Here is an 18,967-nt window from a genome sequence, read left to right as displayed (position 1 = left end):
CCGCCCACATCGCGCAAAGCCTTGCCACTGCTGGCTCTCCCGCCTCCCGCGCCCCGGTGTCCGGAGCACGAAAGAGCGAGATTCTAGCGAGCCCGACCGCCCCTTGCAAGCGTTATTTTGACAAGCGTATTAACGATGCTTGAAAACCGGTTTGCGCTTCTCAACGAACGCGGCCATCCCTTCCTTCTGATCTTCCGTGGCGAAGAGCGAATGGAAGAGGCGGCGCTCGAAATGCACGCCCTCTGCGAGCGTCGTTTCGTATGCGCGGTTGACCGATTCCTTGATCATCATCACCGCCGGCAACGGGAATTCAGCGATGGTCGCGGCCGCAGCCACCGCCTCGTCAAGCAGCGAGGCCGCGGGAATCACCCGCGAGACCAATCCGGCACGCTCGGCCTCGGCCGCGTCCATGAAACGGGCGGTCAGACAGAGATCCATCGCTTTCGCCTTGGAGACTGCGCGCGGGAGCCGTTGTGTGCCGCCAGCACCCGGCATGATGCCCAGCTTGATTTCCGGCTGGCCGAACTTCGCAGTATCGGCGGCGAGAATGATGTCGCACATCATCGCCAGTTCGCAACCGCCGCCAAGCGCGAAGCCCGCCACTGCGGCAATAATCGGCTTGCGGATGGAGCGAACGGTTTCCCAGTTGCGGGTGATGTAGTCGCCTTTGTAGACGTCCATATAGGTATAGGTCGCCATCATCCCGATGTCGGCTCCGGCGGCAAACGCTTTCTCGCTGCCCGTTACCACGATCGCACCAATCGCGTCGTCGGCATCGAACTCCCGTAGCGCCGCGCCCAATTCGTCCATCAACGCGTCGTTCAGTGCGTTCAACGCCTTCGGGCGATTTAACGTGATCAAACCCACCCGTCCACGCGTCTCAACCAGAATGTTCTCGTAAGCCATGCCGCCTCCTTATGGTTAATGGCGCGCAAAAAACGCTTCGCGCAGCCGTCTCAGTAATGCTACCATTAGCCAACCAACCGGTCGGTCAATTATTCGACAGGCTTTTCCCAACGTACAGCCAAGCCCCTCTGCCATGACACATCCGCTATTCACCAAGCACGAAGACACGCTGCAAAAGGCACTCACCGCGGTCGAAACGCGCGGCTACTGGAGTCCGTTCGTCGAGATGCCCAGTCCGAAAGTGTACGGGGAAACAGCTAGCGCAGACGGCGAAGCCGCATTCAAAGCGCTTCTGAACAAAACGTTCGAACTGGACCAGCCGTCGACTGGAGAAACCGTCGGCGCTGAAGTCTCGCCGTTCGGCTTCCCGCTCGGCGTGCGCTACCCGAAGGCCGATCCTGATGCGTTGATCTCCGCAGCCGCCGCGGCACAGCGCGATTGGCGCGCGGCCGGCCCGCAGGCATGGATCGGTGTGTGCCTCGAAATCCTCGCACGAGTGAATCGCGCCAGCTTCGAAATCGGCTACAGCGTGATGCACACGACCGGCCAGGCATTCATGATGGCCTTCCAGGCTGGCGGCCCGCATGCGCAAGACCGTGCGCTCGAAGCGGTCGTGTACGCGTGGGACCAACTGCGCCGTATTCCCGCCGACGCTCACTGGGAAAAGCCACAAGGCAAAAATCCGCCGCTTGCGATGCACAAGCGCTACACCGTCGTGCCGCGCGGCACCGGCCTCGTGCTCGGCTGCTGCACCTTCCCGACATGGAACGGTTATCCGGGCCTCTTCGCTGATCTGGCCACCGGCAACACGGTCATCGTCAAACCGCACCCTGGCGCGATTCTGCCGCTCGCGCTGACCGTGCGCATCGCGCGCGATGTCTTGCGCGAAGCCGGATTCGACCCGAACGTTGTTACGCTGCTGGCCACCGAACCGAACGATGGCGCGCTGGTTCAGGACCTCGCTCTGCGCCCCGAAATCAAATTGATCGATTTCACGGGCAGCACTCAAAACGGCACCTGGCTCGAGCGCAATGCACACCAGGCTCAGGTCTACACCGAAAAAGCCGGCGTCAACCAGATCGTGATCGACTCGGTCGACGACATCAAGGCCGCCGCGCGCAATATCGCTTTCTCGCTCGCGCTGTACTCAGGACAAATGTGCACCGCGCCGCAAAACATCTATGTGCCGCGCAACGGCATCCGCACCGCTGAGGGCACGCTCGGCTTCGACGAAGTCGCTCAGGCTATCGCCGGCGCTGTGCAAAAACTGGTCGCCGACCCGGCTCGAGCCGTTGAATTGCTTGGCGCGATCCAGAACGAAGGCGTCACCCAGCGCATCGAGGAGGCCAGCAAGCTCGGCCGCGTTCTAGTAGAAAGCCAATCGCTGGAACATCCAGCTTTTACCGGTGCCCGCGTGCGCACACCGCTCGTGCTCCAACTGGACGCTGCCACCGACCACGCACAGTTCACCAAAGAATGGTTCGGCCCGATCTCCTTCGTGATCGCGACGGAGTCGACCGCGCAGTCGCTCGACCTTGCTGGCGCAATCGCTGCCGAGCATGGGGCACTGACGCTGTCGGTCTACAGCACAGACGAAGCCGTGCTCGACGAAGCGCACGAAGCATCGATCCGCGGCGGCGTAGCACTCTCGATCAATTTGACGGGCGGCGTATTCGTCAATCAATCGGCGGCCTTCTCCGACTTCCACGGCACAGGCGCAAACCCGGCGGCAAATGCCGCGCTGGCCGACGCAGCCTTTGTCGCGAACCGCTTCCGCGTCGTTCAAAGTCGCGTTCATGTTGAACCCAAAGCGGCACCGGCGGTAGCTGGCTGAATGGCATAAGACAAAAGCACGGCTTTCGCCCTATGCCGTTTGGCCGAATGGACCGAGCCGTGCACCCCAACTAACATGAGACATCGGATTGGCAAGTCCCGCCGATCCGTCCCAGTAGGAACCCACATGAACGACGCCTTCATCTGCGACGCAATTCGCACTCCAATCGGCCGCTACGGCGGCGCCCTGAAGGATGTCCGAGCCGACGACCTCGGCGCGGTGCCGATCAGGGCGTTGATCGAGCGCAATTCCAGTGTCGACTGGCAGGCACTCGACGACGTGATCTATGGCTGTGCGAATCAGGCCGGTGACGACAACCGTAACGTGGCTCGCATGGCGGCTTTGTTGGCCGGCTTGCCCACGGCTGCGTCGGGCACAACCATCAATCGTCTGTGCGGCTCGGGTATGGACGCGGTCGGCACCGCAGCGCGCGCCATCAAGGCCGGCGAGGCGCGATTGATGATTGCAGGCGGCGTCGAAAGCATGACACGTGCGCCGTTCGTGATGGGCAAGGCCACCAGTGCATTTTCACGGCAGGCCGATATTTACGACACGACCATCGGCTGGCGTTTCATCAATCCGTTGATGAAGCGTCAATACGGCGTCGATTCGATGCCGGAGACCGCGGAAAACGTGGCCGTCGAGTTCGGCGTAAGCCGTGCGGATCAGGACGCCTTTGCTCTGGCGAGCCAGCAAAAAGCGGCTCGCGCGCAGCGCGACGGCACGCTCGCTCAGGAAATCGTCGGCGTTGAAATCGCGCAGAAGAAAGGCGACCCCGTACGCGTGACGCTCGACGAGCATCCGCGCGAAACGTCGCTCGAAAGCCTGGGCAAGCTCAAGGGCGTGGTCCGTCCCGACGGCAGCGTAACCGCAGGCAATGCATCGGGTGTGAACGACGGCGCGTGTGCGCTGTTGCTCGCGAATCAGGAAGCTGCCGATCAATACGGATTGCGTCGCCGCGCACGCGTGGTGGGCATGGCAACGGCAGGCGTGGAGCCGCGCATCATGGGTATCGGCCCGGCGCCGGCCACGCAAAAACTGTTGAAGCAACTGAACATGACACTCGAGCAATTCGACGTGATCGAGTTGAACGAAGCCTTCGCGTCACAGGGCCTGGCTGTCTTGCGTACGCTCGGCCTGCGCGACGACGACCCGCGTGTCAATCCGAACGGCGGAGCGATTGCGCTCGGCCACCCGCTCGGCGCTTCCGGCGCGCGTTTGATCACTACTGCGCTTTATCAGTTGGAACGAATCAATGGCCGTTTCGCGCTCTGCACGATGTGTATCGGCGTAGGCCAAGGCATTGCATTGGTAATCGAGCGGCTCTGACACTAAACGCCGCTTCGCCCATTGCACTGCCGATCAAAGAGACTTTGAGGAGACACCCAATGTCATATGAAGCGATTCGCCTCGACATCGATACATCGAGCCGCGTAGCGACTATCACGCTGAACCGCCCGGATAAGCTCAACAGCTTTACCCGCGCGATGCACCAGGAATTGAACGACGCTCTCGGCCAGGTCGAAGCGTCCGGCGCGCGCGCGCTCGTTCTGACCGGCGCGGGCCGAGGCTTCTGCGCAGGACAGGATCTCGCTGATCTCGACTTCACACCAGGCGCAATGACCGATCTCGGCGAACTGATCGACGCGCATTTCAATCCGTTGATTCGCCGCCTGCAAGCACTGCCATTGCCCGTGATCGCCGCGGTCAACGGCACGGCCGCCGGTGCCGGCGCCAATCTCGCACTGGCTTGCGATCTCGTGCTTGCCGCTCGTTCGGCAAACTTTATTCAGGCGTTCGTGAAGATCGGTCTCGTGCCGGACTCGGGCGGCACGTGGTTCCTGCCGCAACGCGTCGGCATGGCCCGCGCCTTGGGTCTCGCCATCACAGGCGACAAACTGAGCGCGGAGAAAGCCGAAAACTGGGGGCTGATCTGGCAAGCGGTTGACGACACCGAGTTAGCCGCAACAGCAAGCAAGCTCGCAGCCCAACTGGCGCAGCAGCCCACGCGTGCTATCGCTGCGATCAAGCAGGCAATGCGCGCCGGCGCGACGCAAACGCTGGATCAGCAGCTCGATCTCGAGCGCGATCTGCAACGCCAACTCGGTGCTTCGCACGATTACGCGGAAGGTGTGCAGGCGTTTGTGGAAAAACGCGCGCCGCGCTTCGAGGGTCGCTGATATGTCCGCACAACCGAACCACCCCGCCCAAATGACGCCTGACGAACTCGCTCGCGCAACCGCGGCCGCCATGTACGAAAACGATGCGTGCAGCCGTGCGCTCGGTCTCGAAATCGTAGAAGTGCGCCCAGGATACGCGCGCCTGCGCATGGCCGTGCGCGACGACTTCCTCAACGGCCATCAGATTTGCCACGGCGGTCTGATTTTCACGCTCGCTGATTCGACGTTCGCTTTCGCGTGCAACACGTACAACATCAACACCGTCGCAGCGGGCTGCTCGATCGAGTTCCTGCGGCCGGTAAAAGGTGGCGACGTGTTGACTGCCGAAGCAGTCGAGCAAACGCTGAGCGGCCGCACCGGCATTTACGATATTCGCGTCACAAATCGCGCAGAGGAGACCGTGGCGATGTTTCGCGGCAAATCGGCACAGATCAAAGGCAACCTGATTCCTGCCGGCGATTGAAGAGCAGATTGAACGGCAGGGCCGCGACACGTTCGCGACCTATTGCCGGCACCTATATAGATAGCAGATAGAAGTGAGTCCCCGGTTTTTGCGCGCAAGCGCACCGCACCCCAGACCCAAGCATTGAGGCAGCAAGGAGACATTCGATGACCACCGCCCTCCCGCTCGATCCCATCGAGACAGCCAGCCGCGACGAACTTGCCGCGCTCCAACTCGAGCGGCTCAAATGGTCGCTGAACCACGCTTATGAAAATTCGCCGGTGTACCGGCAAAAATTCGACGAAGCCGGCGTTCACCCGAGCGAAGTAAAAACTCTTTCGGACCTGGCGCGCTTCCCCTTCACCACCAAGAAGGATCTGCGCGACAGCTACCCGTTCGGCATGTTCGCGGTGCCGCAGGAACAGATCTCGCGGATCCACGCGTCGTCAGGAACGACGGGCAAGCCGACAGTCGTTGGCTACACGGCCCGCGATATCGATACATGGGCGAATCTCGTCGCACGTTCGATCCGCGCCGCGGGTGCGAAGCGCGGCGACAAGGTTCACGTGAGCTACGGCTACGGCCTGTTCACAGGCGGCCTGGGCGCACACTATGGCGCCGAACGCGCGGGGCTGACGGTGATTCCGTTCGGCGGCGGCCAGACTGAAAAGCAGGTGCAACTGATTCAGGACTTCCGGCCTGACATCATCATGGTGACGCCGAGCTATATGTTGTCGATCGCCGACGAGCTCGAACGGCAAGGCATCGATCCGGCGAATTGTTCGCTACGTCTCGGCATCTTCGGCGCGGAACCGTGGACCAACGACATGCGCCAGGCGATCGAAAAGCGCATGGGCATCGATGCTGTGGATATCTACGGTTTGTCTGAAGTGATGGGCCCTGGCGTCGCGTCGGAATGCGTCGAGACCAAAGACGGCCCGACCATTTGGGAAGACCATTTCTACCCCGAGATCATCGATCCTGAAACCGGCGAAGTGCTGCCCGACGGCGAGCTCGGCGAACTGGTATTCACGTCGTTGACCAAGGAAGCGCTGCCGATCATCCGATACCGAACGCGCGATCTGACCCGCCTCTTGCCGGGCAGCGCACGTACCATGCGCCGGATGGAAAAGATCACGGGCCGCTCGGACGACATGATGATCGTGCGCGGCGTCAACGTGTTCCCGACGCAAATCGAAGAATTGCTACTCAAGCAACACGCTCTCGCGCCGCACTATCAAATCGTGCTGACGAAGGAAGGGCCGCTCGACGTATTGACGTTGAACGTCGAGCCCTGCCCGGAATCAGCGCCGGATACTACCGCGTTGACCACGGCAAAACAGGCGTTGACCTACGACATCAAGGCGCTGATCGGCGTCAGCGCGATCGTGAACGTGCTGGGTGTGAACGGCATCGAGCGTTCGGTGGGCAAGGCACGGCGCGTGGTGGACAAACGGAAGTCGGGGCTTTAAGCGAAAGCACCAAAGGTTGATGCTTGATAACGGAGCTGATCGGTGTCAGCGCCGTTATCAAACCAGAAGCCAGAAACCAGCGATCAGGAAGACCCCGTCGCCGCTTACCGCCAAACCCCTCACGAGTTCGGCAGCAACAACCACATCCGTCCGCCCTGTTTCATCTTGCCGGCCAGGTCGCCGGCATCGTCGCCGAGACCCCAGAAGTAGTCCGCGCGCACGCCGCCTTTGATCGCTGACCCCGTGTCCTGCGCAAAGACGAGGCGATTCATCGGTGAGTTCGTCAACGGTCGCGTCGTCTGCAAGAACACCGGTGTGCCTAGCGGAATCGAAGTCGGATCCACCGCGATCGATCGTTCCGGCGTCAACGGCACGCCCAATGCACCGATCGGGCCATCCGCACCGCCGCTCGGCGCACTCTCGCCGGACGGCATCTCGCGGAAGAACACGAAGCGTGGATTGGTATCGAGCAGCGCGTCGACCCGCGTCGGGTTCGCGCGCGCCCATGCCTTGATGCCTTGCATGGTCGCCTGCGCCGGCGTCAGTTCACCGCGGTCGAGCAGCCACCGGCCAATCGACTTGTACGGTTGATTGTTCGTGCCGCCAAATCCGACCCTCATCACGCTGCCGTCTTCCATCACGACACGCCCGGAGCCTTGCACCTGCAGGAAGAACGCTTCGATCGGATCGTCGACCCACACGAGTTCATTGCCGTTGAGCACGCCCGCACGCTCGAGTTGCGCGCGCGCCGGCAGCGGTGCACCCGCGCGATAACCGGATGGCCAGCGGTACAGCGCCGTCTGATATACGCCATGCCGCGTGCGCGAACCGCGCAGCAACGGCTCGTAGTAACCGGTGACGAGACCATCGAGCGTGCCGTCATTGTTGGCCAACTGGAACGGCGTGAAATACGCCTCGAAAAACGCCCGCGCACTGGTGACGTCCAGATCGTCGATCTGCGAGGCCGCCGCGCATGCGCGAGCCCAATTCGGTTGACGCGCAAGTCTCACGCAGTTTTGCCGCAACGCAGCCGTTGCGCCGATCAGCGAATCGTCCTGCCAGCCTGGCACCTGCTGCCACGCTACCGCCGTGAGTCGCGTCGCGGCGATCTGCCCGGGTATGATCGCTGCTCCCGTGGGCGGGGAAACCGAAGGCCGGACTGCACCGCCGCCACCGCAGGAAGCCAGCATTACCGCCACCGAAAGCGCGCCGAGCCATGCTCCGGCCGTGCGGACAAAACGCATACAATGTTCGTTCTTGATGGAAACCGCCATGTCTGATCTGTTCGACGAATACCCGATGCTCATCTTCGCGCTGGAATCGCTCCTCGCGCTCTTCCTGCTCGTCTTTATCGTTGTATGGACGTCGTCCGGCAAGAAAAAGGCCGCACGCGCCGCCACCAGTGAGCAGCAAAAGCAGCAGAAATCCCAGTAAAGCTGCGCTATAAAGCTTTTTAAAGACCGCGAGCCGCGCCTCCGGTTCAATGCAAAGTACGCGGCATACGCAGAATGAACTCGGGCACGGGTGCGTCAAAGCGCTCACCGTCCTCCGCCACGCAGAAATAGTCGCCGCGCATGGTGCCGACAGGTGTGGCTATCACGGCCCAACTCGTATATTCGAAGTGCTCGCCCGGTTTGAGCAGCGGCTGATGCCCAACCACACCCAGCCCTTTCACTTCCTGCACATTATTTTCGCTGTCGGTGATCACCCAGTGACGCGCTATCAACTGTGCCGGCACCTGGCCGCTGTTACGGATAGTCAGCGTGTACGCAAACGCATACTGGCGGCGCTCCGGGTCCGACTCTTCGGGCAGATACTGCACCTGCGCCGAGACGCTGAATTCGTACTGGCTCATCCTGATTCCGGTCTGGTGAAACGAGGTGTAAAAAATCGCGGGAAGCCCCGAACGCCAATGGTTTGCGGGCGCATTGGCGAAGCAGCGCTTATGGTTTGGCATTCTGCTTGATGCGCGGCACGCCCGCAACCGGACAAATCCCTCTGGCCAAGGGCCGCTAAGGCGTTTTGTCACCTTTGCCGTGCGTTTCCGCGGCCAGAATCAAGCCGCTCGCGAACCAGTTCAGCAGCGCACAAAACGGTAAAATGGCGTTTTCCCGCTTGCATCCGCCCCCGCCATGACGCAATTCCGCATCGCCCCCAGCATTCTGTCCGCCGATTTCGCCCGTCTCGGCGAAGAAGTCCGCAACGTTGTCGCCGCCGGCGCCGATTGGATTCACTTCGACGTGATGGACAACCATTACGTGCCGAACCTGACAATCGGCCCGCTCGTCTGCGAGGCGATCCGCCCGCACGTGGACGTGCCGATCGACGTGCACCTGATGGTGCGCCCGGTCGACCGCATTGTGCCGGACTTCGCCAAGGCCGGCGCGAACCTGATCAGCTTCCACCCGGAAGGCTCGGATCATATCGACCGCACGCTGTCGCTGATTCGCGACCACGGCTGCAAGGCCGGCCTCGTGTTCAACCCGGCCACCTCGCTGAACCATCTGGACTACGTGATGGACAAGGTTGACCTGGTGCTGATCATGTCGGTGAATCCGGGCTTCGGCGGCCAATCGTTCATTCCTGAGGCGCTCGTTAAACTGCGCGAAGCGCGCAAGCGGATCGACGCTTACAAGGAAAAGACTGGCCGCGAGATTCATCTCGAAGTGGACGGTGGCGTGAAAGTCGACAACATCGCCGAAATCGCGGCGGCTGGCGCGGACACATTCGTGGCAGGCTCGGCGATCTTCGGTGCGCCGGATCACAAGGCAGTGATCGACAAGATGCGCGCCGCACTCGCCAACATCGAGCACTGAAGCCCGCACCCACCCGGCACGCAATATGACGACTCCGTTCCCTGCACCGACCTTCACCGGCCCGCGCCTGCAAGCCGCGATCATCGACCTCGACGGCACGATGATCGATACCGCAGACGATTTCACCGCGGGCCTGAACGGCATGCTTGCGCAACTCGACGCGACGGAAACCTCGCGCGAAGAAGTGGTCGGCTACATCGGCAAGGGCTCGGAGAATCTGATTCGCCGCGTGCTGGCCGAGCGCTTCGAAACGGACCACGCACAGGACCGTTTCGACGAAGCGCTCGCGATCTATCAGGAGGAGTACGCCAAGATCAACGGCGTGCACACGCGGCTGTACCCCGAAGTCGAAGCCGGTCTCAGCGCGATGCGCGACGCCGGCCTCAAACTCGCCTGCGTCACCAATAAGCCGCACCGTTTCGCGGTCGAATTGCTGGAGCAATACGGGCTCAGCCAGTACTTCAGCGTCGTGCTCGGCGGCGACAGCTTGCCGAAAAAGAAGCCGGATCCGCTTCCCATGCTCACCGCCGCCGAACAGCTAGGCGTCGCGCCGCAAGCCACGGTAGCCATCGGCGACTCGGAAAACGATGCGCTGGCAGGCCGCGCGGCGGGCATGGCAACGCTCACGCTGCCATACGGCTACAACCACGGCCGATCTATACAAGAAATAAAATCCGATGGTATAGTTGCCTCGCTGCTAGATGCCGCCAAGGCTATCGCAGCGCACCATTCCACGACCTGAAAAGTCCCTCATCCTCATGTTTCTGAATAAAAAACGGAGTCTGATTAGCATCGACCGGGGAGCCTGGCCCTGGCGTCGCTGGTCGCGCTAACCTCGCCTGAGGTACGCTGAAGCTCGTCTTCGGCAACCGTTTTTTACTTCGCTGCGCTCACGCGTTTTTTCCATCATCTTGTTTCGCTGCATCGGTTGATTTGGCGTTCGTGTACCCGCAAAGTACATCTGTGCGCTGAAATCCCTTGCATGCGTCGATGGGAAACTCGCGCCGGTCGGTATCATCGTGTCGAAACGTCGAACGAACGCCTGACCGACTGCGTAACGCCCCGCTTTGTCCGACGCATAGTGCCGTCTGACGTACGTACAGGATCGGAACATGACCGAACTCGAATTCCAGTCCCTCGCCAACGAGGGTTTCAACCGCATTCCGCTGATCGCCGAAGCGCTCGCCGATCTCGAAACGCCGCTCTCGCTGTACCTGAAGCTTGCGCAGAGCGAACGCAACGGCGCCAACTCGTTCCTGCTGGAATCGGTGGTGGGCGGTGAGCGTTTTGGCCGCTATTCGTTCATTGGCTTGCCGGCGCGCACGCTGCTGCGCACCCGCAATGGCGTGTCGGAAGTGGTGCGGGACGGCAAAGTCGTCGAAACGCACGAGGGCGATCCGCTTGAGTTCATCCAGCAATTCCAGGGCCGCTTCAAAGTGGCGCAACGCCCCGGTCTGCCGCGATTCGCGGGCGGCCTGGCCGGCTATTTCGGCTACGACGCCGTGCGCTACATCGAGAAAAAGCTCGCGCACACCGCGCCGAAAGACGATCTGAACCTGCCGGACATTCAGTTGCTGCTCACCGAAGAAGTCGCGGTGATCGACAACCTCGCGGGCAAGCTTTATCTGGTGGTGTACTCGGATCCGACGCAGCCCGAGGCGTACACGAAAGCCAAGCAGCGTCTGCGTGAATTGCGTCAGCGTTTGCGCACGACCGTGCAGCCGCCGGTCACGTCGGCCAGCGTGCGCACCGAAACTTACCGCGAGTTCGCCAAAGACGATTACCTCGCCGCCGTGCGCCAGGCGAAGGAATACATCGCCGCGGGCGAGTTGATGCAAGTGCAGGTCGGCCAGCGTCTGATCAAGCCGTACCGCGACAATCCGCTGTCGCTGTATCGCGCGCTGCGCTCGCTGAATCCGTCGCCGTATATGTATTTCTACAACTTCGGCGACTTCCACGTGGTCGGCGCGTCGCCGGAAATTCTGGTGCGTCAGGAAAAGCGCGGCGAAGATCGCATCGTGACGATCCGGCCGCTTGCCGGCACGCGTCCGCGCGGCAACACGCCGGAACGCGATGCCGAACTCGCCACCGAACTGCTGAACGATCCGAAGGAAATCGCCGAACACGTGATGCTGATCGACCTCGCGCGTAACGACGTGGGCCGTATTTCGCAGATCGGTTCGGTGGTCGTTACCGATCAGATGGTGATCGAAAAGTACTCGCACGTGCAGCACATCGTGAGTTCGGTCGAAGGCAAGCTCAAACCCGGCACCACCAATTTCGACGTGCTGCGCGCCACCTTCCCGGCCGGCACACTGTCCGGCGCGCCGAAGGTCCGCGCGATGGAATTGATCGACGAACTGGAACCGGTCAAGCGTGGCCTCTACGGCGGCGCCGTCGGCTATCTGTCGTTCACCGGCGAAATGGATCTGGCGATCACGATCCGTACCGGCGTGATCGCAAACGGCAATCTGTATGTGCAGGCGGCAGCGGGTGTAGTCGCGGATTCGGTGCCGGAATCCGAATGGCAAGAGACCGAGAACAAGGCGCGCGCCGTGCTGCGCGCTGCCGAGCAGGTTCAAGACGGCCTCGATAGCGACTTCTGACCGGAGACACACCATGCTGCTAATGATCGACAACTACGACTCGTTCACCTACAACCTGGTGCAGTACTTCGGCGAACTCGGCGAAGACGTGCGCACCTATCGGAACGACGAAATCACGCTGGACGAGATTGCGAAGCTCAACCCGGAGCGCATTTGCCTCTCGCCCGGCCCGAGCAATCCGCAACACGCCGGCATCACGCTCGACGTGCTGCGCGAATTCGCCGGCAAGACGCCGATTCTCGGCGTATGCCTCGGCCATCAGGCGATCGGCGAAGCGTTCGGCGGCCGTGTGGTACGCGCGCAAACCATCATGCACGGCAAGGTGAGCACGATCGAAACCGACTGCAAAGGCGTATTCGCCGACCTGCCGAAGCATTTCGTCGTGACCCGCTACCACTCGCTCGCGATCGAACGCGAATCGCTGCCGGATTGCCTCGAAGTGTCCGCGTGGACCGAAGACGGCGAAATCATGGGCGTGCGTCACAAGGAACTGGCCGTTGAAGGCGTGCAGTTTCATCCGGAATCGATCCTGTCCGAACACGGTCACGCGCTGCTCGAAAACTTCGTGAAGCAGTCGAAGACCGCTCACCGCACCGCTTGATAAAGAGAGACGAAATCATGTCGATTACGCCCCAGGAAGCGCTGCAACGCACGATCGAGCACCGCGAGATTTTCCACGACGAAATGCTGCACCTGATGCGGCTCATCATGCGCGGCGAACTGTCGCCCGTGATGTCGGCGGCGATCATCACCGGCCTGCGCGTCAAAAAAGAGACCATCGGCGAAATCACCGCTGCCGCCACGGTGATGCGTGAATTTGCCCGGCACGTCGAGGTGCAGGACAACTCGAACTTCGTCGATATCGTCGGCACCGGCGGCGACGGTTCGCAGACGTTCAACATTTCCACGGCAACCATGTTCGTGTCGGCGGCTGCAGGTGCGAAGGTCGCGAAGCACGGCGGTCGCGGCGTGTCGAGCAAGTCGGGCAGCGCGGACGTGCTCGAAGCGCTCGGCGTGAATATCGATCTGCAGCCGGAACAGGTGGCGGCATCGATTGCCGAAACCGGCATGGGCTTCATGTTCGCGCCGAACCATCATCCGGCAATGAAGAACATCGCGCCGGTGCGCCGCGAACTCGGCGTGCGCACCATCTTCAACATTCTCGGCCCGCTGACCAATCCGGCCGGCGCGCCTAATCAGCTGATGGGCGTATTCCACGCCGACCTCGTCGGCATTCAGGTGCGCGTGATGCAGCGCCTCGGCGCGAAACACGTGCTGGTGGTGTACGGTATGGACGGCATGGACGAAGTCTCGCTCGGCGCGGCCACGCAAGTCGGCGAGTTGCGCGACGGCGAGGTGCACGAGTACGAAATCCATCCGGAAGACTTCGGCATGCAGATGGTGTCGAACCGTACACTGAAAGTGACCGACGCCGCCGAGTCCAAACTGATGCTGCTCGAAGCGCTCGACAACAAGCCGGGCGTCGCGCGTGAAATCGTCACGCTGAACGCGGGCACGGCGCTCTATTCGGCGAACGTGGCGGCATCGATCGCAGATGGCATCCAGTTGGCGCGCGAAGCAATCGCGAGCGGCAAGGCACGGGCGAAAGTCGACGAGCTGATCCGCTTCACCCAGCAATTCAAGCAGTAATTACGTAGCGAGACACTCATGAGCGACATCCTCGACCGCATCATCGCGGTCAAACGCGAAGAAGTCCGCGCGGCTGAACAGAGCGCGCCGCTCGAAGCGCTGCGACTCGAAGCATCGTCGCGCGATATTCGCGATTTCGTCGGTGCATTGCGCGCGAAACACGCGGCCGGTTTGGCTGCGGTGATTTCCGAAGTGAAGAAAGCGAGCCCGTCGAAAGGTGTGCTGCGCGAAAACTTCGTCCCTGCCGAGATCGCGCGTTCGTACGAAAAGCACGGCGCGGCCTGTTTGTCCGTGCTCACCGACGTGCAATTTTTCCAGGGCAGCGTGGCGTATCTCGAAGAGGCGCGCGCCGCCTGCAGTCTGCCGGTGCTGCGCAAGGACTTCATCGTGGATCCGTACCAGATCGTCGAAGCCCGCGCGATGGGTGCGGACGCGATCCTGTTGATCGCAGCCGCGCTCGAAACCTCGCAGATGCAGGACCTCGAAGCGCTCGCGCATTCGCTGGGCCTCGCGGTGCTGGTCGAAGTGCATGACCACAACGAGCTGATGGAATCGCTGAAGTTGAAGACGCCGCTGATCGGCATCAACAACCGCAATCTACGCACCTTCGAAACATCGATCGAGACGACCATCGGCATGCTCGAATCGATTCCGGACGACCGTATCGTGGTCACGGAGTCGGGCATTCTGTCGCGTCAGGACGTCGAGCGTCTGCGGGCGATGGACGTGCATACGTTCCTCGTCGGCGAGGCGTTCATGCGTGCGGAAGAGCCGGGTGTGGAACTTGCGCGTATGTTTTTCTAAGCGCGGTTTCAACATTCAGCGGACGTAGCGGAGCACACGATGGGCATGGAACGTGAGATCAAGCTGGCACTGCCGGTGAGCCAGGTGGAAGCGGCGACGCAGTGGTTCGTCGCGCGCACCGGCGTAGAGGGTCGCCCGATCGAGCTGGCGAATATCTACTTCGACACGCCCAAGCTTGCGCTGGCTACGTCGAAAAGCGCGCTGCGTCTGCGGCATACGCCAGACGGCTGGCTGCAAACGTTCAAGACCGTGGGCAACGCGAAGGACGGGCTGCATAGCCGGCACGAATGGGAAATGCCGGTGGCGGGCGAGAAACTCGAAATCGACGCCTTGCTGCACGCATGCGACGAACCCGCTGCCGCCGAGGCCTTGCGCCAGGCGGCGCCCGAGTTGATCGAACTGTTCCGCACGAATTTCACCCGCACGCTGTGGAATGTCTCGCTGGCCGACTCGGAAGTCGAAGCCGCCATCGACCAGGGCGACGTGCTCGCGGAAGTGAACGGTGAAACCCGCCGCGCGCCGATCTCCGAAGTCGAACTAGAACTGAAATCCGGCGACGAAGCCGCACTCAACACGCTCGCGAGCGAACTCGGCAAACAGGTCGCCGGCCTTGCGCCGGACAACATTAGCAAGGCACAACGCGGGTATCAGCTGCGGGCATCTTGAGCAACAGCACGTTTGCTGCGACACTTCCCCGCCATGACCTCAGCTTCCCGCACCCGCTCGAATTCGTCGCAAGCCTCGTTGTTCGGCGACGCCTCCGCCACGCCGGCCGACACCGGCGCACAGCCGCAAACGCCGCCCGCCGCCGACCAGCCGCCGCCCACGCTCGAAGCCCAATTCGCCGCCCTGCCCCCGGCCTGGCGCGCACACCTCAAACCGTTCATCGAAAGCGACGCCTACGCGCCCTTGTGCCGGTTCGTCGACGGTGAACGCGCGGCCGGCAAAACCGTGTATCCCGCCGACGTCTTCCGGGCCCTGCGCCTCACCAGTCCAGACGAAGTCAAGGTCGTGATCCTCGGCCAGGACCCATACCACGGCGAAGACCGGGGCACGCCGCAAGCGCACGGACTCGCGTTTTCAGTCGCGCCGAACGTACGCACGCCGCCGTCGCTGCGCAATATCTTCAAGGAAATCGCTGCCAGCCTCGGCCACGAACCGCCGCGTCATGGCTGCCTCGACACATGGGCCAAACAGGGCGTGCTGCTGCTGAACACGGTGCTGACTGTCGAGCGCGATTCGGCCGCGAGTCACGCGAAGCGCGGCTGGGAAAAGTGCACCGATACGCTGATCCACGAACTGGCCATGCGCCATGACGGTCTCGTGTTCATGCTGTGGGGCGCGCATGCGCAAGCCAAACGCGCGCTGCTCGGCGGCAAGTCGCATTACGTGCTGGAGGCGCCGCATCCATCGCCGCTGTCGGCGCATCGCGGCTTTCTCGGCTGCGGGCACTTTGCGTCGGCCAACGACTATCTCGTGAAGCACGGCCGCGAACCCATCGACTGGCGCTTGCCCGACGAAGCACAGATGCTGGCGTAGCGCCCGCCACGCGAAGCGCTCCGACACCGGCAACCAACGATCATCGCCGCAAAAACAAAAACGCCACGGAATTCACACTCCATGGCGTTTTTTCATTCCACCGCGCCGCGATCACGCCGCGCGGGACAAACCTCAAACCTTACGCAGCAGCGATCGCTTCACGCGCGCCAGCCAACGCTGCGCTCGCAGCGTCCGGGCCCATATTCAGGCCTTCGGCGTAGATGAAGTTCACATCGGTCATGCCGAGGAAGCCGAGGAAGGCCTTCAGGTACGGGGTCTGGCTGTCGTTCGGGGTGCCGACATACTTGCCGCCGCGTGCCGAAACCACGTGGACTTTCTTGCCCTTCACGAGACCTTCCGGACCGTTCGCCGTGTACTGGAACGTGATGCCGGCGCGTGCGATGAAGTCGAAGTACGTCTTCAGTTGCGACGAGATGCCGAAGTTGTACATCGGTGCGCCGATCACGACGATGTCGGCGGCTTGCAGTTCGGCGATCAGCGCTTCGCTGCGTGCAGCGATCGCGACTTGTTCCGGTGTGCGTTGCTCAGCCGGCGTGAAGAACGCGCCGAGCACGGCGTCGTCCAGATGCGGCAGCGGTTCAGCTTGCAGATTACGGACGACGACTTGCGCGCCCGGGTTCGATTGTTGCAGCTTTGCGGTCAGCTCGTTGAGGAGCAGGGTTGAATTCGCGCCTTGCGAGCGTGCTGCCGAGTTAATTTGCAGGATCGTGGTCATGGTTGACTCCAGTAGGGGCGCGCAATGTTGCGCGAGTGGAGTCATTGTGTTTTTTTACCGGCCCGGGAAAAAGCCGTGCGGCAGCGAAGGATTGTTGCACTGGTAGAACAATCCCCCACCCTGAGCCGTCGATTAAGGGCAACCCGGATTACGATCAGCTTGCCAGCCAACGCTCCCGCGCCTTGCGCGCGGCGGGCCGTTTGTCGCTGACGGCTAGCTTGTAGCGTGCCACGTCAGGCCCGTCCAGCTTGACTTGCGCCGTGCGCAGCTCGTCACGGCGGAAGGCGTGGACTTCGACCTTCGCGCCCGGCAGATAGCGCGACAGCAGCGAATCAAGATTCGAGCCGGTTACACGCAGACCGTCGAGCGCGATCAGTACATCGCCCGCCGAGAGGCCGGCTTTTTGCGCCGCGCTGCCGTCGTGAACGGCTGCCAGCGTGCAATCCGCGCCGCCGCGCACGCGCGCGCCGAGCGACGGTTTGCCGTTCTTCTCGAGCTCGGGCGCAAGCGTGACGCCAAAAGGTGCGAGCAACGAGTCGAGAGGCAGATCACGCGTGCCGTGGACGGCCTCGGCGAACAACTCGCCCAGCTGCACGCCGGTCGCTTCGGCAAAAATCGCTTCGATCTCGCTTTCTTCGACGCCAACGGGCTTGCCGCGATAAAAGTCGCGCCCGAAGCGCTGCCACAGCAGGCGCATCACGTCGTCGAGCGATTTGCGGTTGTCAGTCTGCGCACGAATCGTCAGATCGAATGCAAGTGCGACGAGCGAGCCCTTGGTGTAATAGCTGACGATCGCGTTCGGCGCGTTTTCATCCTGCCGATAGTATTTGACCCACGCGTCGAACGAACTTTCAGCCACCGTCTGCTTCAGACGACCGCTGCCACGCTGCACGCCACCGACTACCTTGCCGAGCAGGCCAAAATAGTCGTCTTGCGAAATCAGGCCGCTGCGCACGAGGATCAGATCGTCGTAGTAAGAGGTGAAGCCTTCGAACAGCCACAGCAGCGACGTGTAGTTTTCGACGCTCAGGTCGTACGGCGCGAACACGGCCGGCTTGATGCGCTTCACGTTCCAGGTGTGGAAGTATTCGTGGCTGCACAGGCCGAGGTAGGTTCGGTAGCCCTCGGTGGGCGCGTCGCGGCCTTCCACCGGCAGATCGCCGCGGTTGCAGATCAACGCCGTCGAGGCGCGATGCTCAAGTCCGCCATAGCCATCGGCGACGGCCTGCGTCATGAACACGTAGCGATCCATCGGCGCTTTCTTCGACTTCGGCTCGAACAGCTCGATCTGCGTTTCGCAGATACGCTTCAGATCGGCGGACAGACGGGCCATATCGAGCCCGATCACGCGACCCGCGATCACGATGTCGTGCGGCACGCCGTGTGCCTTGAAGCTTGCAAGCGCGAATTCACCCAACGTCACCGGATGATCGATCAACTCGTCGTAGTTCTGCGCGCGATATTCGCCGAAGCCATAGCGCTTGGTGCCGCGCGCTTCCGGCAACGCAGTCGCGACGCGCCAATCACGATACGCCGCGCCGTCCGGTTTCTGGATATCGACCAGGCACTGCGCCTCCTCGTGACCGAGCGGCGACAGAAATACGCTCGTGCCGTTGAAAAAACCCGTCGTGTCGTCAAGATGCGCGGCGCGCACCGACAGATCCCATGCATACACCTCGTAGCGCAGCGTCAACGCGCCTTTGACCGGCGCCGCCTGCCACGTGTGCTTGTCGGTCTTTTCGATGCGTACCTTGCGCCCCGCTTCGTTGGTGGCGCGCAACGTGACGATGTTGCGCGCGAACTCGCGCACCATATAGCTGCCCGGAATCCACACCGGCAGCATGAAACGCTGGCCGGCCGGATCGGGATCGGCGACGGTGACGGTGACTTCGAACAGGTGGGCGGCGGGTTGCTTCGGAACGATGGTGTAGCGGATCGGCTTCATCGGCGGCGACTAGAAGTGTTCTGGCGGGGAGGTTCGG

At 62.0% G+C, this 18,967-nt stretch carries 19 protein-coding genes; 14 read left to right on the top strand and 5 right to left on the bottom strand.

Annotated features, from left to right (window positions below; genetic code table 11):
* Positions 1–129 precede the first annotated feature (129 nt).
* Positions 130–906, bottom strand: coding sequence for an enoyl-CoA hydratase (locus tag R8871_RS33155; RefSeq protein WP_175054170.1), 777 nt, complete (start codon positions 904–906; stop codon positions 130–132).
* Between the two features lie 133 nt (positions 907–1,039).
* Between R8871_RS33155 and paaN the strand changes: the two genes are divergently transcribed.
* The 5 genes from paaN (at position 1,040) to paaK (ending at position 6,834) form a co-directional block, all read left to right on the top strand.
* The gene (gene paaN / locus R8871_RS33150) at positions 1,040–2,740 is read left to right on the top strand and encodes a phenylacetic acid degradation protein PaaN (RefSeq protein ID WP_175054169.1); all 1,701 of its coding nucleotides are present in this window, start codon (positions 1,040–1,042) and stop codon (positions 2,738–2,740) included.
* A 126-nt stretch (positions 2,741–2,866) separates the two neighbouring features.
* On the top strand, positions 2,867–4,069 hold the full coding sequence (gene pcaF / locus R8871_RS33145) for a 3-oxoadipyl-CoA thiolase (RefSeq protein ID WP_175054168.1): 1,203 nt from the start codon (positions 2,867–2,869) through the stop codon (positions 4,067–4,069).
* Positions 4,070–4,128: 59 nt separating this feature from the next.
* Positions 4,129–4,920 carry a 2-(1,2-epoxy-1,2-dihydrophenyl)acetyl-CoA isomerase PaaG gene (paaG, locus tag R8871_RS33140; protein WP_175054167.1) on the top strand — a complete coding sequence of 264 codons (792 nt, stop codon included), beginning with the start codon at positions 4,129–4,131 and terminating at the stop codon, positions 4,918–4,920.
* A gap of 1 nt (position 4,921) precedes the next feature.
* Entirely contained in the window at positions 4,922–5,383 is a 462-nt protein-coding gene (gene paaI, locus R8871_RS33135) for a hydroxyphenylacetyl-CoA thioesterase PaaI (RefSeq protein WP_120289355.1), read from the top strand.
* Positions 5,384–5,529: 146 nt separating this feature from the next.
* Positions 5,530–6,834, top strand: a complete 1,305-nt coding sequence (paaK, locus tag R8871_RS33130; protein WP_175054166.1) for a phenylacetate--CoA ligase PaaK — start codon at positions 5,530–5,532, stop codon at positions 6,832–6,834.
* A gap of 119 nt (positions 6,835–6,953) precedes the next feature.
* On the opposite strand, the gene mltA is transcribed toward paaK, so the two are convergent.
* Positions 6,954–8,078 (bottom strand): murein transglycosylase A, encoded by a 1,125-nt coding sequence (gene mltA / locus R8871_RS33125; protein ID WP_246287919.1) that lies wholly within the window; start codon positions 8,076–8,078, stop codon positions 6,954–6,956.
* Between the two features lie 28 nt (positions 8,079–8,106).
* Here mltA and R8871_RS33120 point away from each other — a divergent pair, with 28 nt between their 5' ends.
* Positions 8,107–8,268: a hypothetical protein gene (locus R8871_RS33120; RefSeq protein ID WP_175054165.1), complete on the top strand. Its 162-nt coding sequence runs from the start codon at positions 8,107–8,109 to the stop codon at positions 8,266–8,268.
* A 46-nt stretch (positions 8,269–8,314) separates the two neighbouring features.
* Here R8871_RS33120 and apaG read toward each other — a convergent pair whose 3' ends face one another.
* A complete protein-coding gene (gene apaG, locus R8871_RS33115) occupies positions 8,315–8,689 on the bottom strand; it encodes a Co2+/Mg2+ efflux protein ApaG (RefSeq protein WP_175054164.1) in 375 nt (124 codons plus the stop codon).
* Positions 8,690–8,966: 277 nt separating this feature from the next.
* On the opposite strand from apaG, the gene rpe reads away from it, so the two are divergent.
* From rpe to R8871_RS33075, 8 genes are all read left to right on the top strand, one after another.
* On the top strand, positions 8,967–9,650 hold the full coding sequence (gene rpe / locus R8871_RS33110) for a ribulose-phosphate 3-epimerase (RefSeq protein WP_028199698.1): 684 nt from the start codon (positions 8,967–8,969) through the stop codon (positions 9,648–9,650).
* Positions 9,651–9,675: 25 nt separating this feature from the next.
* Positions 9,676–10,392, top strand: coding sequence for a phosphoglycolate phosphatase (locus tag R8871_RS33105; RefSeq protein ID WP_175054163.1), 717 nt, complete (start codon positions 9,676–9,678; stop codon positions 10,390–10,392).
* Between the two features lie 370 nt (positions 10,393–10,762).
* On the top strand, positions 10,763–12,256 hold the full coding sequence (gene trpE / locus R8871_RS33100) for an anthranilate synthase component I (RefSeq protein WP_054036746.1): 1,494 nt from the start codon (positions 10,763–10,765) through the stop codon (positions 12,254–12,256).
* Positions 12,257–12,269: 13 nt separating this feature from the next.
* The gene (locus R8871_RS33095) at positions 12,270–12,857 is read left to right on the top strand and encodes an aminodeoxychorismate/anthranilate synthase component II (RefSeq protein WP_054036698.1); all 588 of its coding nucleotides are present in this window, start codon (positions 12,270–12,272) and stop codon (positions 12,855–12,857) included.
* Positions 12,858–12,874: 17 nt separating this feature from the next.
* Positions 12,875–13,906: an anthranilate phosphoribosyltransferase gene (gene trpD, locus R8871_RS33090; protein WP_175054162.1), complete on the top strand. Its 1,032-nt coding sequence runs from the start codon at positions 12,875–12,877 to the stop codon at positions 13,904–13,906.
* Positions 13,907–13,924: 18 nt separating this feature from the next.
* Entirely contained in the window at positions 13,925–14,710 is a 786-nt protein-coding gene (trpC, locus tag R8871_RS33085; RefSeq protein ID WP_154566630.1) for an indole-3-glycerol phosphate synthase TrpC, read from the top strand.
* Positions 14,711–14,749: 39 nt separating this feature from the next.
* Complete coding sequence (locus tag R8871_RS33080) at positions 14,750–15,376, top strand: CYTH domain-containing protein (protein WP_175054161.1); 627 nt, start codon at positions 14,750–14,752, stop codon at positions 15,374–15,376.
* Between the two features lie 33 nt (positions 15,377–15,409).
* Positions 15,410–16,249 (top strand): uracil-DNA glycosylase, encoded by an 840-nt coding sequence (locus R8871_RS33075; RefSeq protein WP_175054160.1) that lies wholly within the window; start codon positions 15,410–15,412, stop codon positions 16,247–16,249.
* Positions 16,250–16,388: 139 nt separating this feature from the next.
* Here the strand turns inward: R8871_RS33075 and R8871_RS33070 are convergent, their stop codons facing one another.
* On the bottom strand, positions 16,389–16,985 hold the full coding sequence (locus R8871_RS33070; RefSeq protein ID WP_175054159.1) for an FMN-dependent NADH-azoreductase: 597 nt from the start codon (positions 16,983–16,985) through the stop codon (positions 16,389–16,391).
* Positions 16,986–17,139: 154 nt separating this feature from the next.
* A complete protein-coding gene (locus R8871_RS33065) occupies positions 17,140–18,930 on the bottom strand; it encodes a M61 family metallopeptidase (protein ID WP_175054158.1) in 1,791 nt (596 codons plus the stop codon).
* Positions 18,931–18,967 lie beyond the last annotated feature (37 nt).

Source organism: Paraburkholderia sediminicola (assembly GCF_902859805.1).
Lineage (GTDB): Bacteria > Pseudomonadota > Gammaproteobacteria > Burkholderiales > Burkholderiaceae > Paraburkholderia > Paraburkholderia sediminicola.
This window is presented reverse-complemented; position numbering and strand designations above follow the sequence as displayed.